The sequence below is a fragment of the Cryobacterium frigoriphilum genome (assembly GCF_004403305.1).
In the GTDB taxonomy this organism is placed as follows: Bacteria; Actinomycetota; Actinomycetes; order Actinomycetales; family Microbacteriaceae; genus Cryobacterium; species Cryobacterium frigoriphilum.
This window is the reverse complement of record NZ_SOHE01000016.1, coordinates 81,283-96,695: the sequence shown is the minus strand read 5'-3', so window position 1 is coordinate 96,695 and position 15,413 is coordinate 81,283. Positions and strand designations below refer to the sequence as shown.

General features: G+C 68.0%; 14 protein-coding genes. 3 read left to right on the top strand and 11 right to left on the bottom strand.

What is annotated here, in order from left to right; genetic code table 11:
- Nucleotides 1–5: 5 nt before the first annotated feature.
- Nucleotides 6–653 (top strand): hypothetical protein, encoded by a 648-nt coding sequence (locus E3T55_RS03335; protein WP_134518151.1) that lies wholly within the window; start codon nt 6–8, stop codon nt 651–653.
- Here the strand turns inward: E3T55_RS03335 and E3T55_RS03330 are convergent.
- The 10 genes from E3T55_RS03330 to E3T55_RS03285 form a co-directional block, all read right to left on the bottom strand.
- Nucleotides 650–829 carry a hypothetical protein gene (locus tag E3T55_RS03330; protein ID WP_134518150.1) on the bottom strand — a complete coding sequence of 60 codons (180 nt, stop codon included), beginning with the start codon at nt 827–829 and terminating at the stop codon, nt 650–652. The genes E3T55_RS03335 and E3T55_RS03330 overlap by 4 nt on opposite strands.
- Complete coding sequence (locus E3T55_RS03325) at nt 810–1,841, bottom strand: trypsin-like serine peptidase (protein ID WP_241992829.1); 1,032 nt, start codon at nt 1,839–1,841, stop codon at nt 810–812. The genes E3T55_RS03330 and E3T55_RS03325 overlap by 20 nt, the downstream gene beginning before the upstream one ends.
- Before the next feature lie 148 nt (nt 1,842–1,989).
- A complete protein-coding gene (locus E3T55_RS03320) occupies nt 1,990–3,018 on the bottom strand; it encodes a trypsin-like serine peptidase (protein WP_241992828.1) in 1,029 nt (342 codons plus the stop codon).
- A gap of 148 nt (nt 3,019–3,166) precedes the next feature.
- A complete protein-coding gene (locus E3T55_RS03315) occupies nt 3,167–5,143 on the bottom strand; it encodes an oxidoreductase (RefSeq protein WP_134518149.1) in 1,977 nt (658 codons plus the stop codon).
- A gap of 7 nt (nt 5,144–5,150) precedes the next feature.
- The gene (locus tag E3T55_RS03310) at nt 5,151–6,011 is read right to left on the bottom strand and encodes a sugar phosphate isomerase/epimerase family protein (protein ID WP_134518148.1); all 861 of its coding nucleotides are present in this window, start codon (nt 6,009–6,011) and stop codon (nt 5,151–5,153) included.
- Nucleotides 6,012–6,073: 62 nt separating this feature from the next.
- The gene (locus E3T55_RS03305) at nt 6,074–7,435 is read right to left on the bottom strand and encodes an MFS transporter (RefSeq protein ID WP_134518147.1); all 1,362 of its coding nucleotides are present in this window, start codon (nt 7,433–7,435) and stop codon (nt 6,074–6,076) included.
- Nucleotides 7,436–7,484: 49 nt separating this feature from the next.
- Complete coding sequence (locus E3T55_RS03300) at nt 7,485–9,128, bottom strand: FAD-dependent oxidoreductase (protein WP_134518146.1); 1,644 nt, start codon at nt 9,126–9,128, stop codon at nt 7,485–7,487.
- Complete coding sequence (locus E3T55_RS03295; RefSeq protein ID WP_198418505.1) at nt 9,125–10,210, bottom strand: alcohol dehydrogenase catalytic domain-containing protein; 1,086 nt, start codon at nt 10,208–10,210, stop codon at nt 9,125–9,127. The genes E3T55_RS03300 and E3T55_RS03295 overlap by 4 nt, the downstream gene beginning before the upstream one ends.
- The gene (locus E3T55_RS03290) at nt 10,171–10,467 is read right to left on the bottom strand and encodes a YciI family protein (protein ID WP_134518145.1); all 297 of its coding nucleotides are present in this window, start codon (nt 10,465–10,467) and stop codon (nt 10,171–10,173) included. Before E3T55_RS03290 ends, E3T55_RS03295 begins: the two co-directional genes overlap by 40 nt.
- Nucleotides 10,468–10,666: 199 nt before the next feature.
- Nucleotides 10,667–11,560: a LysR substrate-binding domain-containing protein gene (locus E3T55_RS03285; protein ID WP_134518144.1), complete on the bottom strand. Its 894-nt coding sequence runs from the start codon at nt 11,558–11,560 to the stop codon at nt 10,667–10,669.
- A gap of 147 nt (nt 11,561–11,707) precedes the next feature.
- On the opposite strand from E3T55_RS03285, the gene E3T55_RS03280 reads away from it, so the two are divergent.
- Both E3T55_RS03280 and E3T55_RS03275 read left to right on the top strand, forming a co-directional pair.
- The gene (locus tag E3T55_RS03280) at nt 11,708–13,534 is read left to right on the top strand and encodes an FAD-dependent oxidoreductase (RefSeq protein ID WP_241992827.1); all 1,827 of its coding nucleotides are present in this window, start codon (nt 11,708–11,710) and stop codon (nt 13,532–13,534) included.
- A complete protein-coding gene (locus tag E3T55_RS03275) occupies nt 13,534–14,604 on the top strand; it encodes a Gfo/Idh/MocA family protein (RefSeq protein WP_198418504.1) in 1,071 nt (356 codons plus the stop codon). Before E3T55_RS03280 ends, E3T55_RS03275 begins: the two co-directional genes overlap by 1 nt.
- On the opposite strand, the gene E3T55_RS03270 is transcribed toward E3T55_RS03275, so the two are convergent.
- Nucleotides 14,599–15,405 carry an IclR family transcriptional regulator domain-containing protein gene (locus E3T55_RS03270; protein WP_134518143.1) on the bottom strand — a complete coding sequence of 269 codons (807 nt, stop codon included), beginning with the start codon at nt 15,403–15,405 and terminating at the stop codon, nt 14,599–14,601. The two genes, E3T55_RS03275 and E3T55_RS03270, sit on opposite strands and share 6 nt — an antisense overlap.
- Nucleotides 15,406–15,413: the final 8 nt, after the last annotated feature.

Genomic DNA, 15,413 nt, shown 5'->3' with positions numbered 1-15,413 from the left:
CACTGATGCTGCACCTGAACCTCGGAAAGAACCGCACCCTCAAGACGATTGCCCTGACGACCGCCGGTCTGACGACCGCCGGACTTCTGGCCGCAGCCGTCGCGCTGCTGCCGCTCGGCGCACCCGCCGACGAGTCCGCGACGCCCGACACCACCCTCACGAGCGAAAACTCCACGACCGGCGAGGCGGGCTCGGCCGGCCCATCGACGACGCCGGCCCCGGAGTCCACCGCGCCGAGCGTCGACACTCCCACCAACACCGCGGCATCCGCCGCCGAGCCGACCGAGACCGCGCCGACCACGACCGCGCCTACCGACCAGGCCCCGGCCGAAACCCCGGCCACCGAAACCGAGGCCGACGCAGCGGAGTCCGGCGCCGCCCTCACACCGCGCCAAAGCTGGCTGATGCAACAGCAGCTCGTGCGCGAGTGCATGGCCGCCGAGGGGCACGATTACCTCTACTTCGAGTGGTGGAACCCGGCCTATGACCGCGAAGACCACTCGCCTGCCGCGATGCCGCTGAACCTCTCGGCGACTGATGCCGCTGCCTGGACCTTCGCTCTGGATGGCGAGACCGGTGGCGGCGCCGACTACCGCTGGCAGGATGCGGGCTGCTGGGGCGCCATCGTCGAGCAACTCGGCCGCACGAACTAGCCAGATTCCACGGGTGGATCGCGGCGCAGCTCGCGGGGAACGGCCGCGCGCATCCGCGACACGTCCCAGGGGGCTGCGTCGTCGGCATCCGCTTCGATGCGATGCCGCGCAACCGCCGGGTCAGGTTCGACCCGGCGGCCACACTCAGGGTCGTTCTCAGGCGGACGCGGCGTCATACACGTTCTCGATCACGGAGCCCCAGTACGGGCCGAACATGGTGTCGGGCACGTTGTTGTAGCCGAAGCTGTTCACGGAATTCTGCAGACCGCCGGCACCGCCGCCGACAAACCACGGGCCGCCGGAGGATCCCCCGGTCATGTCGCAGGGAATGCCCTGCGACTCGCTTTGGCCATACGGATCGGCGGTCGCGCTGCCCGTGCAGGACTGCAGGGTTTCACCGTTGAACGGCGCCCCGGCCGGGTAGCCGTAGGCGGTGTAGTTCAGGCCTCGACCGCTGTTGAACGACGCCCCCGATGCGCCAACCGTGTCGCTCAGCGTCGAGCCGGTTGGGGAAGCAACAATGGCGAAGCCGGTGTCATAGGTAATGTCGCCGCCCGAGCTCCACTGCGTCGGGGCGTAGAGTTCGGTCGCGTCCCACTGGCCGAAGGGTGCGGCGCCGTTCTCATACGCGGGCACAAAGGTCAGGCGCGAGGCGAAGGCGCCTGGTCCGGCATTGAGGCAGTGACCGGCGGTCGCGATCGTGTTCTCGTTCGCGGCGGCAATCGCGTTGCCCGAGCACACGTAGTCGGTGCCCTGCAGGGTGAAGAAGACCTTACCGATGTGGTCGATCGGGGCCTCCTGCGCCGCAGCGGGCGCGACCTGGCGGTCGGCGGACTGGGCCGGCACCTCAGACGGCGATCCGCCGGCCGGCGACTTCGAAGCGGCGGCCCCGGATTCGGCAGCGACGTTGTCGCGCACGAGAACATCGCCCGGCGTCGCCGCCCGCATCCGCTCCGGCGTCCAGTACTCGCCGCCCTGCAGGGTCTGCGGAACGACCCAGCGTTCAACGTCGCTCGTCTCGGGCGAGCCGGTCGCGCCATCGGCAGCGGATGCCCCGCCCGCCGCCAGCAGACCGCCGGTCGCGAACAGGGCTCCCACCAGCACGGCAGCGCAGGCGCCGGACCTCAATTTGTTGCGTGCAACGAAATTCGATGTCCTGAACTTCGTTGTTCTGAGCTTCGTTGTCATTAGTTTCACTCCAGTGTCGACAGCATCCATCGGGCCCAAAAACGCCGGTGGTATATGCCTGATCATGACGTGAAATGAAGCTGTCTACCCTTATTTGGGGATAGTCACCAACAATATTGGAGGAAGCCCCTCGGCGCCCGCGTCAGGTTCACTCCGATGCGACGGCATACACACTCTCGATCACGGAACCCCAATACGGGCCGAACATGGTGCCCGTCATGGTGCTGTAGCCGAAGCTGCTGACCGAGTTCTGCACCCCGCCCGCGGCGCCACCCACGAACCACGGGCCGCCAGACGAGCCGCCGGTCAGGTTGCACGGGATACCCTGCGATTGCGTCTGACCGTAAGGGTCAGCCGCCGCGCCGCCACCGCAGGTCTGCAGCGTTTCGCCGTCGAACGGCGACATCGCGGGGTAGCCGTAGGCCGTGTAGCTCAAGCCGCGGCTGTCGTTGAAGGCCACGCCGGAGGCGCCGACGGTGTCGCTCAGGGTCGAGCCGGCCGGCGGGGCGACGACCGCGAAGCCGGTGTCGTAGCTGATGTCGCCGCCCGAGGTCCACTGAGTCGGCGCGTAGAGTTCGGTCGCGAGCCACTGGCCAAATGGTGCCGCGCCGTTCTTGTAGGCCGGAACGAAGATGAGGCGAGTGGAGTACTCGCCCGGTCCGGCGCTGATGCAGTGGCCGGCGGTGGCGATGGTGTTCTCGTTGGCCGCGGCGACGGCGTTTCCGGAGCAGACATAGTCGGCGCCCTGCAGGGTGAAGAAGACCTTGCCGATGTGATCGAGCGAGGCCGGCGGCCGGGCGGCGTGCACGCCGTGGGACCGGCGTCCGTGGTTGGAGTGCGACCGGGATGATGCCGATCGGGATGATGCGGATCTGGCGGGCTGGGCGGCAACCGCCGAGGCCTTCCCGGCGTGCGGCGCGGTCGGCGCCGGCGATTCGGCGGCGACGCTGTCTTCGGCCAGCACCTCACCCGGCAGCGCGGCCCGCATGCGCTCGGGCGTCCAGTATTCGCCGACCTGGGCCGACTGCGGCACGACCCAGCGGTCGACGTCTGCTGGCTGCGCCGCGGATGCCCCGCCCGCGGTCAGCAGCCCACCCGCCGTGAACAGGGCCCCCAGCAACACGGCCCTCAACATCAGTGCCGCGAGAGTGCCGCACCTCAGACTGTTCGATTTCATTGGCTCTACTCCAGTATCGATAACATCCGCCGGACCCACAGATGCCGACGGTATGCCCCGATAGTGGCCCCGAAACGAAAGGTCTACCCTCATTTAGGGATTGTCACCACTGGCTTTGGAGGAAACCACTGCCCCGAGCCGAGCAGCGCTAGCCGAGCAGCGCTCCGAGGCGCCGGGCCGCATCCGTTCCGGATTGAATGGCGAAGCGAATGGTCGACGGCGACCCGGCGGGCTTGCTCGCGGCGAACGCCTCGGTGGCCACGGGCGTCACCCCGTCCTCGGTGTGCAGATCCCCGTTCTGCAGCACCCCGTGCGACACCAGCACCGGCCCTGGCGCGTCGAGCCACTGCGGGGCGCCACCATCGACCGAGACCTGCAGCCGGTCTGCTTCGATCGCGGTGACGGTTGCCCCCAGCACAATGCGCACCTGCGGGTTGGCACGCAACCGGGGAACGGCGAGAATCTTGGCCCGTCGCCCAGATTCGAGCGCGATCTCGGTCTCACTTCCCACGAGCAAAACGGATGCCCCACGCGACGCGAGCGTGTCGGCCACCGACATTCCCACCGCGTCTGCGCCCCAGACCGTGCAGGCCTGCGGCGTGGGTTCACCGCGTCGGAGCCAGTCTCGAACCTCGACCACCATCGGCGCACCGGCAGCCGAGCCCCCCGAGTGCGGCACGGCCGGTCGTTCGCCGCCGGTCGCCCGAATAATGCCCTGTGGCTCGTGCCCGCCCGCCCGCTGCGCGGCCAGCACCTCGTCGACCGAGCTGCCGAGCTGCACGCGCACTCCAAGCCGCTGAAGCTCGGCGCGAGACCAGTCGAGAAAACGATGAAAGTCGGGGGTGGACTGCATCGTCGCCGCGAGAGCCATCTGGCCACCGATGTCGTTCGCCGGGTCGACGAGCGTCACGGCGGCGCCCGCGATCGCGAGATCGCGTGCCGCGGTGAGACCGGCCGGCCCGGCACCGGCTACGAGCACCGACACGCCAGGCCGCACCCGCGGCAGGGGAACGGGAACCGTGCCGCGGCCGACGCCCGGGTTGACGGTGCAGCCGACCTGGCCGTCGCCCAGATTGTCGATGCAGACGTTGCAGGCGATGCACGGGCGGTAGCTGCCACCCTCCAGGGCGGCGCGGGCAAAGTCCGGGTCGGCGTGCAGGGCGCGCCCGAGACTCACGAAGTCGACGGCCCCGGCCTGCAGCAGGTCTTCGACGACCTCGGGTGAGTTGATGCGCCCGGCCATGCCGATCGGCAGTCCGAATACGCGATACCGTTCGGCCGCTTCGCGCAGAAACCCGGGCTGCCACTCCCCCGACTGCACGATCCACTCCCCGGCCTCATAGCTGCCGGCGGAGACGTCGAGAAAGTCGAGCTGAGACAGCCGGGCACGAGAGATGATCGCGAAGGTCGCGTCGGCGTCGAGACCTCCGGGAGTGCCTTCCACCGCCGAGAATCGCAGGCCCACGGCCAGCCCGGGCGCCGCCGCCCGCACGGCCTCGATGACCAGGTTGAGAAAGTGCACCGGATCGGCGAAGGCATCCGTGCGGTGGTTGTAGAGCGGCGACATGAACTGGTGAACGAGGTAGCCGTGCCCGCCGTGAATGCTGAGCACGTCGATTCCGGCGCGCACACAGCGCCGGGCCGCCGCGGCGTAGGCCTCGACCAGTTCGAGCGCCTCGGCCTCGGTCATTTCCTTGGGCACCTCACCGCCCGCGATCGCGCACGGAATTGCCGACGGAGCCAGATTGGGAGAGCCCGAGATGCGACTCTGGGCGGTGCGCCCGCCGTGATTGAGTTCACAGCCCACGAGGGCACCCTCGGCGTGCATCGCCGCGGTCAGGTCGGCGAGTGGCGCGATGCAGGAGTCATCATGGGCGCCGAGCTGATGGGTGCGGCCCTTGCCGTCGGCGCGCACATAGGTCGCCTCGGTGAAAACCAGCCCGACACCGGCCCGCGCGCGCTCCAGCAGGTACTCCTTATATTGCCGGGAGAGGTGCCCCTCGGTGTCGCAGTAGTTGCGTTCCATCGGGGCCGAGACCAGCCGGTTTTTCAGCCGCACCTGGCCGAGCTGCAGCGGCATCGTGACGAGCGTGGTGGTGGGTGCGGCATCCGTCGTGATCGACATGATCGCCCTAGACCGCGGGCACGGTCAGGGATTCGAGAAGCCGGTCAACGGCCTCCCGGTTCAGCCGGGCGAAACTGAGGGCATCCAGTGTCGCTCGCAGGTGACCGTTGGGCACCTCGACGCTGAGCGGTGTCTCTGGCGCGACCGCGCCGAGCAGCTCGGCCAGCGGCAGGCCGCCGGTGCCCGCCGGCAACCGCACCGCCCGCGCCTCGAGCTGCAGCACAGACCCGTTGGTCGTCATGCCGCGGGGCAGAAAGGTCGGCACGTCGAGGTGCGCCGGGGTGTCGAACGGTGCATCGCAGAGCTGCAGGATCGGCACGAGCGACGCCTCGAGAGCACGAACCTGGTCGACCGTGTTGCCGCCGCGCTGAATGTGCAGCGGGTCGAGCAGCACGGCAGCGCCGGTCGCCCTGGCCAGCTCGGCTGCCTCCTCGACCGTCGAAACCGGCTGGTAACTGATCGGCTCGAGCGTGGGCCGAATACCGAATTCCCTGCCGTGCTCGACGAGCAGCGCGAGCGTCGCGAGCAGCCGGCCCCGGTCGGGATCCGCGCCAACGACGCTGATCGTGCTGGCTCCGAGGGCGGCTCCCGCGGCGAGCGCCGGCAGCCAATCGTCGGCGGTGACGTGTGCGTCCAGGGTCAGAAACTCGATGTCCCGCACGGTGAGGCCCGTGTCGGCCAGTCGCAGCTGGGTCTCCTTCGACATGACCGAACCTGGCTCCATCGGGAACGGGGTCTCACCCGCGGTCGCGGCCTTCACCCGGATGCCCACGAAATCGTAACCGGCGGCTGCAGCTGTCGTCACCATCTCGGGCGGGGTGAGGTCGAGCAGGGTCAGGTGGGCAATTCCGATCGGTCGTGCGGTCATGTGAGACTCCTTACAGGCTGAAACGGGCGGGGCTGACAAGCAGGGGTGAGACGGGTCGTGGCCTAGCGCACCCGGACGGTGCTCGGGGCGTGCGACTTGCGCACCCCGAGCTCCGCGAGGGGGGTGCGGTAGGTTTCCCGCGCCGTGAACGCGGCGATCGCCGAGACCACGCAGATGATGGCGGTGAGCCAGGCGACCGGTGCCCAGTTCTCGGCGACGCCACCGACCATGGCCGTGGCCAGCAGCGGGGTGAAGCCGGCGCAGACCAGGCCGATCTGCAGGCCGACGGCCATGCCGGTATAGCGCACCTTCACGTGGAACATCTCGGTGAAGAAGGCCGGGTAGATGCCGTTGGGCATGCTGTAGAAGATGCCGGTCAGAACGAGCCCGGCACCGAAGATGAGTACCCAGTTACCGGTGGCGATGGCCGAGAAGTAGGCGAAGATGAACACCGCACAGCCGAGGCAGCCAACGATGAACACCGGGCGGCGCCCGAATCGGTCGGAGAGCCAGCCGGAGAACGGCTGCGTGAAGAGGGCGAGTACGTTGCAGGCCACCGCCACACCGAGCATCATCGAGCGGTCGAGTCCGACGGTGCCGGTGGCGTAGGCGAGGGCGAAGACGGTGACCATGGCGTTGACCATGGTGAACAGCGAGCAGGCCGCGAGGCGCAGCACGCCACGCCAGTCATCGCGGAACAGGGCCACGATCGGGATCTTGGCGGTGTCGTTGTTCACCTGCACGTCGGCGAAGATTTCCGGTTCTTCCACGGCGCGGCGCACGAAGTAGGCGACGAGCAGCACGATGGCGCTCGACCAGAACGGGATGCGCCAGCCCCAGCTGTAGAGCACGTCGTCGGGCATCGCGGCAATCGGAATGAAGACGAGGCTCGCGAGAATCAGACCGGCCGAGATGCCGTTCATGATCCAGCTCGCAAACAGGCCGCGCTTGTTGGCGGGAGCGTGTTCCACGGTGAGTGAGCTCGCGCCGGCCGTTTCACCGCCGGCGGAGATGCCCTGCGCGAGCCGCAGCACCACGAGCAGCATCGGCGCGAAATACCCGATCGAGTCGTAGTCGGGCAGACAGCCGATGAGAAAGGTCGAGAATCCCATCATCGAGAGCGTGACGATCAGGATCTTCTTGCGCCCGTACTTGTCTCCGAAGTGGCCGAGGATCACGGCGCCGAACGGCCGTGCGACGTAGGCCACACCGAAGGTGGCGAGGGAGAGCATCGTGCCGGTGGTGCCGGAATCGGCGAAGAAGATCTCACCGAAAATGAGAGCGGATGCGGCGGCGTAGATGAAATAGTCGTAGTACTCGAGCGTCCCCCCGAGAAAGGCGGCGAGTGCCGCCCGCCGGGCCTTGGTGTTGGCCGGGACGGGTGAGGTTGGTGTGACGGGTGGTGCTTGTGTCGGCGTTGACATGGCAGTCCTTCAGGTGTGGATGGCGCAGGATGAAATGGCGCAGGGTGGATTAGTGCGTGGAGTGAGCGGCGAGAAATTCGCCCACGGCGAAGGCGCGCGTGATGGCGGACCCGAGGGTGGCGCCACCCCCGGGATAGGCGTCGTGGAACACCGTTGCGGAGCAGTTGCCCGCGGCAAAGAGTCCGCTGATGGGGTCTCCGGCGTGGGTCAGCACCTGGCCGTGCTCGTTGGCGCGCAGCCCGCCCGCGGTTCCGAGCACTCCGGCCCGGATCGGAACGGCATAATAGGGCGCCGAGACGAGCGGTGCGAGGCAGGGATTGGGCAGGTTGTTCGGGTCGCCCAGATAGCGGTCCTGCGCGGTGGCACCGCGGCCGAAGTCGTCGTCCCGGCCGAGGTCGGCGCCGGCGTTGAAGCGAACGACGGTCTGCACGAGCCCCTCCGGGGAGATCGAGCAGAGTTCGGCGAGCCCGGCGAGAGTGTCGGCCGTGAGCATCCACGGCTCGGGTTGGCCCGGCGTCGACCCCGCGACGGGGTAGCGATCAAGATACCCGCTGTCGAAGATCAGCCAGGCCGGAGAATTCGCGGGGCGGCCGGTCGCCGGGTTCGTGTTCGAGAACACCCGCGTGAGGTCGTGATAGTTCAGGGCCTCGTTGACGAATCGCCGGCCGCGTGCGTTGACGGTGATCGACCCCGGAAGCGTCATCTCGACGTTCGCCATGCGCCCCGAGGGGTGGCCGTCGTAGTTCTGGGTGGGGGCAGCGATGACCGGAACGCCCCAAATCGAGGTGGCGTCGCTCAGGCCGGCGCCGACCGACAGCCCGAGCACGAGGCCGTCACCCTCATTGCTCGGGGCGCTGATCGGGGTGATCTGCGCGCTCAGCAGCGCCTCACGCAACTGCCTGTTCCACTCAAAGCCACCGGAGGCGATCACGACCTGCCCGGCGCTGACAGACTGGTCGGCGCTCACCGAGTGCACGGAGTGCGCGCCACCGTCGATGACCAGCCGCCAGCGGTCCCCCTCAGGCTGCAGGCCCGTCACGCGAGCCTGCAGCACGAGATCGATGTCGCGGTCGAGGGCCGACGCGACGAGTGATCCGACGAGCGCGCCGCCCATGGTGCGGATTCCGGCCTGGGTGCGTTCGTGCAGCAGCTCGGCATCGATGGGGGCGCCGCGCAGGTCGTCGCGCTCCCCCATGCTGATGGGGGGAAAGTACGACGCCTCGCGAATCGTCTCGGCGAGGCCGGAAAATTCGGCCGGGTCGAAGACGGCGTTGTCGAGGCCGCGCCCGGCTGCGGCGGCTCCCGGCCACTCCAGGTGGTAATCGGGCCGGGCCAGCGGCAACTGCCGAACCCGGGTGTTGTCGGCGAGATAGCGCACGGCCCGCGGCGCCTGCGTGACGTACCAGTCGATCTCCGACTCCGGCATGGAGCCGTTCGTCGCCGCCCGCAGATAGTCCGCTGCGGCGGCGGCCGAGTCCGCGAACCCGGCGTCGTGCATCAGGTGGCTGTCCGGTGCCCACATCACGCCGCCCGAGATCGCGCTCGTGCCGCCCAGACGCTCGGCCTTCTCGAGCACGAGCACGCTCAGTCCGGCATCCGCTGTGCGCAGGGCGGCGACCAGCCCGGCCGCCCCGCTGCCGATCACAACGACGTCGTAGCTGGCCTGCACCCGGGGCAGCGGTGTCGTGATCACGCTCGCGCTCCGGGCATGTCGATGGCGACCTTGCCCACGAGCTCGGTGCGGGACCTCATGGTTTCGAAGGCGGTGCCGAGGTCTTCGAACGGAAACCGGTGCGTCACCAGGGCAGCGGCCTGCTCGGGGTGGCGGCTGAGGATTTCGAGGCTCGCATCGACGAGGTTGAGGCTGTTGCGGCTGCCGATCAGGTCGATTTCCTTGACCGGCACGGTGCGCATCGACAGCGCGACCTCCCGGTCGGAGATGCCGACGGCAACGACCCGGCCCGCCGTCGCGACCATGCGCAGGGCGTTGCCGAGTGAGGAGGGCATGCCGGTGGCCTCAAACACAAGCGACGGGCCCTGCCCGCGAGTAAAGGTGTCAAGGGTCGGGGTCTGCTCTGCGGTGGGAAAGTCCCGGGCCGGGTCGACGAGCATCGTCTGTTGCGCGCCGAACTGGCGGGCGAAGTCGGTGCGGCCCGTCAGGGTGTCGGCGGCGAGCACGTCGACGCCGAGATCGGTCAGGTACAGCGTGACCAACAGTCCGATCGGGCCGCAGCCCAGCACGACGGCCTTTTCGCCCCGCACCGGATGCGACCGGTTGACGGCCTGCATCGCGATACTCATCGGTTCCCACAGTGAGGCGATATGCAGCGGCAGATCGGCAGGAACCAGGTGCAGCTTGTCAAAGGGCACGTTGATCAGCTCGACGAGGGCGCCGTCTTCGTAACAGCCGTACACGGAAATGTCCGCACAGGCGTTGGTGCGACCGATGCTGCAGGCGTAGCAGGTGCCGCAGGAGAACACCGGCGATACCGCTACCCGATCACCGATCGCCCACCCTTCCGGCGCCCCGACCGGAAGGCCCTCGATGATGCCGACGAATTCGTGCCCCTGCACGATGGGCAGCTCCGTCGCGTAGTCGTCCTCCCAGATGTGCAGGTCGGTGCCGCACAGGGTGACGTGATGCACCCGAACGAGGGCATGCGCGGCGGCGATTGCGGGTTCGGCCAGCTGCTGGTACTCGATGGTCTCGCGGGAGACGGTGCACGCTGCGAGCATCAGGCGCCCACCATCGCGGCGCCGAAGAAGATGTTCCACTGGCGTATTTCACGTGCGGCGATCAGCCCGTTCACGCTGAACGGATCCTGGTCGAGGAGGGATTCAAGTTCGGCCTTGGTCGCGGCGGTCCAGATCAGTTCGGCACCCGGCTGCTCGTCGGCGCCGAAGGGACCGCTCAGCAGCAGGCGCTTGTCGTCGAAGTGTCGCTGGAGAAAATCGACGTGTCGGGGACGGTGCTGATCTCGGGCCGGGGCCGTGTCTGAGCCGTAGCGATAGGTGACTGCGAAGGTTGCCATGTGAGGGGTCCGTTTCCTGGTGCCGCGTGGCGTCAATGAAGTGGCGTCAATGAAGTGGCGTCAATGAACAGGTCGACCGATGACAACCGGCCACGCTGCTGGTGTGTTGGTCCTGACACTGCCAGTTCGATTGAGTGGCGTCCAACACTAAATGGCACCATGACCAAGACGGAAAGCAGCATAAACGGCGTGGATCAGCTCACGCGGGGGTCGGCAGCACCTCCTCGGCAACGGCGAGAACGATGTTCAGGGCGGCCGACACGTTGCTCGGCGCCCAGGCCAGGCCGGCCTCGAAGATGGGCGGAGTTCCTCGCAGCGGCACGAAGAGCGCTCCCGAGGGAATGATCGACGAGACCCCGACGGGCATCAGGCTCACCCCGACACCGGCGGCGACCAGGGAGAGCACCATGAAGGGGTCGATGACCTCCTGCACGATGTTCGGGCGAAATCCGGCGTCGAGGCAGGCGTGAATCATCGACTCCCGATTCGCCGAGCCCCGGTTCAGCGGCATCGCCACGAAGTCGTCGTTGGCGAGGTCGGACAGCAGAATGTCGCGCTCCCCGGCGAGCCGGTGGTCGGCGTAGAGGGTCACGCCCAGGGCTTCTCTCGAGATGACCCGACTTGCGATTCCGGGGGCGTTCATGGGCAGGCCGACGAACGACAGGTCGAGGGTGCCGTGTCCGAGGTGTTGCACGGCATCGCTCGTCACGATCCGATCGACCAGGGTCAGGGAGATATCGGGGTAGCGCTCGCGCACGGCCCGCGTCAGTGGCGGCAGGGTGAGGTGATTGAGCGCCCCGGAAAAGCCGAGGTTGACGTGGCCGTAGACCCCGGCGGTCGCGGTACGGGAGGCGCGGCGGGCGAGATCGAGATCATCGATCACGCGGCGGGCGTGCGGCAGAAAGGCGTGGCCGGCAGCGGTCAGGGCCACGGTCCGGGTATTGCGGTCAAACAGCGAGGTGCCGAGGTCTTTCTCGAGTTTGAGAATCGTCTGGCTCAGGGGCGATTGGGCCATGCGCATCCGCTCTGCCGCCCTACCGAAATGCAGCTCTTCCGCCACGGCGATAAAGGCTTCGATCCATCTGAGTTCCATGAGTCTCCCGTCGATGATTTTGCGCCGCGCGCTTCCCTCGCGGGCCGACGGGGCCATATAGTCGAAATCATACTTGCAAATCAATGATTATGTGCTGATATTACATACTCTGGGACGCCCCTCAACAATGACGTGAAGGCAGACATCGTGACGAACGCTGACAAGAACAGAACTCCCCCGCCGACCAGCACCGAGCATCCGACCACCATCGAGCATCCGGTCGACACGTGCGATGTGCTCGTCATCGGTTCAGGGGCCGGCGGGCTGTCGGCGGCGGTCACGAGTGCCCACCACGGCCTCAACGTGATCGTCGTCGAACGCGCCGCGGTCTGCGGCGGAGCGACATCGTGGTCGGGCGGCTGGATGTGGACGCCGGGCAACCCCCTCGCGCGGGCCGCCGGGGTGAACGAGAGCGTGGATGAATTTCGCACCTACCTGCGGCACCGCCTCGGGGCGACCTACCAGGAGCACAAGGTCGACGCCTTCCTCGAGGCCGCCCCGCACATGGTCGGCTTCTTCCACACGCAGACCTCCCTGCAATTCGTACCCGGCAGCAGCGTGCACGACGTCTACGGCAAGACCCCGGGCGCCGGCACCGGCCACCGTTCGGTCGCCCCCAAACCCATCAACGCCCGCCGTTTCTCGCCGCAGCTGCGCGCCAAGCTGCGGCCCCAGCTCTACGAGACCTCGTTTCTCGGCATGGGCATCATGGCCGGTCCCGACCTGCGCGCCTTCCTCACCGCCTTTCGCGGCGACCTGAAATCCCTCGTGCACTCCGGCTGGCGCGTCGGCTTTCACCTGATCGACCTGCTGCTGCACCGCACCGGCATGCAGCTCGTCAACGGCACCGCGCTCACCGGGCGGCTCATGAAGTCCGCCGATGATCTGGGCGTCGACATTCGCGTGTCGACCCCGGCCGTGCGTCTGCTGACGGATGACACCGGCCGCGTCACCGGGGCCGTCGTCGACTCCCCGACGGGCCAGCGCACTATTCTGGCCGCCCGTGGGGTCGTGCTCGCGACCGGCGGATTTCCGAACGACGTGGCCAGACGCGCCGAGCACTTTCCGCACACGCCCACCGGCCGGGAGCACTGGACGCTCGCCCCGGCCACCGCCGACGGTGCCGGCATCAGCCTCGGAGAGTCGGTCGGCGGGCACCTCAAAACCGATCTGGCCTCCCCCGCCGCCTGGTGCCCGGTCTCCCTCGTGCCGTACCGCAGCGGCCGGGTCGGCGTCTTCCCGCACATCGCCGACCGCGCCAAGCCCGGCAGCATCGGCGTTCTGCAGAGCGGCAAGCGCTTCGTGAACGAGGCGAACGGCTACTACGACTACGTGCAGGCGATGGTCGAGACGGTGCCGGCCGACAAGCCTCTCGAGTCCTGGCTGATCGCCGACGCGACGTTCGTGCGCCGCTACCCGCTCGGCATGGCCAAGCCGCTGCCCGTGCCGCTGTTCCCGTATCTGCGCAGCGGATACCTGATCCGCGGCCGCACGATCGAGGAACTCGCGAGAAAATGCGGCATCGACGCCCCGACATTGGTCGGCACCGTGGCCCGGTTCAACGACAACGCTCGTCGCGGGGTCGATCCCGACTTCGAACGCGGCGAAACCGGCTTCAACCGCTACGGCGGCGACCCCACCGTGGGTCCGAACGCCTCCCTGGCCCCACTCGCGAAGGGTCCGTTCTACGCCGTGAAAATTCTCCCCGGCAGCTTCGGCACCTTTGCCGGCCTCGAAGCGGATGCCCGCTCCCGGGTTCTCGATGCCGCCGGCGCTCCGCTCGCGGGGCTCTATGTGGCCGGCAACGACCAGGCCAATGTCATGGGCGGCCACTACCCTGCCGGAGGCATCAACCTGGGCCCGGCGATGACCTTCGGCTACATCGCCGGCCGTGATCTCGCGGGCGTCACCCGGTACGAGGACGACGGCTCGCTGGCCCCCGCAGCCACGCTCGAACCGAGAGCGAACCGATAGTGGCACCCGCAGCATCCGCTCGTGCACCGGTGCGGGTGGGCATCATCGGCGGCGGGGCGATGGGCCGCACCCACGCCCGCATCATCGCGCGGGAGGAACAGGCCGAGCTCGTCGGGTGTGCGGACCCGGTGAGCGATGCGGCCGCCCACGAATTCGGCGTGCCCCACTTCAGTGACCACCACGCCCTGCTGGCGATGACCGGACTCGACGCGGTCATCATCTCCAACCCGAACTCCTTCCACGTCGAAACGGCACTCGATTGCCTGGCGGCGGGGGTCCCCGCGCTGCTCGAGAAGCCGGTGGCGATCAACTTTGCCGAGGCCCGGCTGCTCGCGGCGGCCGCCGCCGCGAGCGCGACACCGATTTTGGTGGGTCACCACCGCCGTCACCACCCGGCGGTCAGTGCCGCACGGAGTTTGATCGCCTCGGGCGGGCTCGGCCGCATCGTGGCCGTGAACGGCCTCTGGCTCACGCGCAAGCCTGATTCCTACTTCGAGCAGCGGTGGCACCGGTCAGCGGGGGCCGGGGTGATGCTGATCAATCTCGTGCACGACCTCGATCTGCTGCGACACCTGTGCGGCGAGATCGTGTCAATTCAGGCCTCGACGAGCAACGCCCTGCGCGGCCACGAGGTCGAGGAAACCGCGAGCGTCATCTTTGAGTTCGAGAACGGCGCCCTCGGGTCTTTTCTCATCTCCGACGCCGCCGTGTCCCCATGGGGCTGGGACCAGAACACCGAGGACGATCCGACCTACCCCTTCAACCCGTCGGTGTCCTGCTATTCAATCGCCGGTACCCGCGGTTCCCTGGCCTTTCCGCAGATGGCTCACTTTTCCCACCCAGGACGAGCAGACGGCATCGCCGCGGACTGGACGCATCCGCTCAGCCTGAGCTTCGACGCGACAGGCACGGGTGATTCCTACACGAATCAGCTGCGGCACTTCGTCGCGGTCGTTCGCGGAGAGGCCGTGCCACTCGTGTCCGTGTCCGATGCCGCAGCCACCCTCGCGCTCATCGAGGCGGCCCAGACCGCGGCTGTGACCGGGGTCGCTCAGCGCATCCCGCTATGAACGCACGCCACCTCGTCGGCCACCGAAGTCGTCACCGATCGCGAGAGCGGCCTTCTGCAGCAGGGGCACGACGGATGCCTCGATGCTGCCCGCCGACACCCGGTGGGATTGCAGCGAGACGTTGACGGCGGCGATGACCTGGGTTCCGCGCCGAACCGGCACGGCGACTCCTCGCAACCCGTCGTCCAGCTCCTGCGAGACAAGCGACCAGCCATGCACCGCAGCGTGCTCAACCTCGACTCGCAGCTGGTCAATGCTCGTCACGGAGTGTTCGGTGAAGGCCTGCAGCGTCAGCGACGCGAAGTAGCTCTCCCGAACGGCCTCCGGAAGGCTCGCGAGCAGCACCCGACCCATGGACGTCGCCCACGCCGGAAACCGGGTGCCGACGTTCACGGAGACCCCGAGCAGCCGCGGTGCCGCGATTCTGGCCACGTACACCACGTCGGGCCCGTCGAGGATGCACAGCGATGTCGTCTCGTTCAGCTCGACGGCCAGCCGCTTGAGGTGCTCGTCGGCAACCTGCGGCAGGCTGAGGTTGGCCAGATACGAAGCCCCGATGTCCATGGTTCGCGGAGTCAGCTCGAAGCTCTTGCCGTCGCTGCGCAGATACCCGAGATCGGTGAGGGTCAGCAGAAAGCGCCGCGCCCTCGCCCGGCTGACGCCGGTCTTATCCGCGATTTGCGTGACCGTCTGGCGTGGCTCGTTCGCCGTGAACGCGAGCAAAACGGCCAGCGTCATTTCGGCCGATCGCACGAAGTAGTCCGGCCGTTCCGGGCCGGACTGGTCATCGGTGGTAACCATCGCCATAG

Excerpts from the sequence above, each read along its gene's own strand:
- E3T55_RS03290 (WP_134518145.1), bottom strand. The coding sequence starts at position 10,467 with ATGGCAACCTTCGCAGTCACCTATCGCTACGGCTCAGACACGGCCCCG.
- E3T55_RS03315 (WP_134518149.1), bottom strand. The coding sequence starts at position 5,143 with ATGTCGATCACGACGGATGCCGCACCCACCACCACGCTCGTCACGATG.
- E3T55_RS03330 (WP_134518150.1), bottom strand. The coding sequence starts at position 829 with ATGACGCCGCGTCCGCCTGAGAACGACCCTGAGTGTGGCCGCCGGGTC.
- E3T55_RS03305 (WP_134518147.1), bottom strand. The coding sequence starts at position 7,435 with ATGTCAACGCCGACACAAGCACCACCCGTCACACCAACCTCACCCGTC.
- E3T55_RS03310 (WP_134518148.1), bottom strand. The coding sequence starts at position 6,011 with ATGACCGCACGACCGATCGGAATTGCCCACCTGACCCTGCTCGACCTC.
- E3T55_RS03335 (WP_134518151.1), top strand. The coding sequence starts at position 6 with ATGCTGCACCTGAACCTCGGAAAGAACCGCACCCTCAAGACGATTGCC.
- E3T55_RS03320 (WP_241992828.1), bottom strand. The coding sequence starts at position 3,018 with ATGAAATCGAACAGTCTGAGGTGCGGCACTCTCGCGGCACTGATGTTG.
- E3T55_RS03270 (WP_134518143.1), bottom strand. The coding sequence starts at position 15,405 with ATGGTTACCACCGATGACCAGTCCGGCCCGGAACGGCCGGACTACTTC.
- E3T55_RS03325 (WP_241992829.1), bottom strand. The coding sequence starts at position 1,841 with ATGACAACGAAGCTCAGAACAACGAAGTTCAGGACATCGAATTTCGTT.
- E3T55_RS03285 (WP_134518144.1), bottom strand. The coding sequence starts at position 11,560 with ATGGAACTCAGATGGATCGAAGCCTTTATCGCCGTGGCGGAAGAGCTG.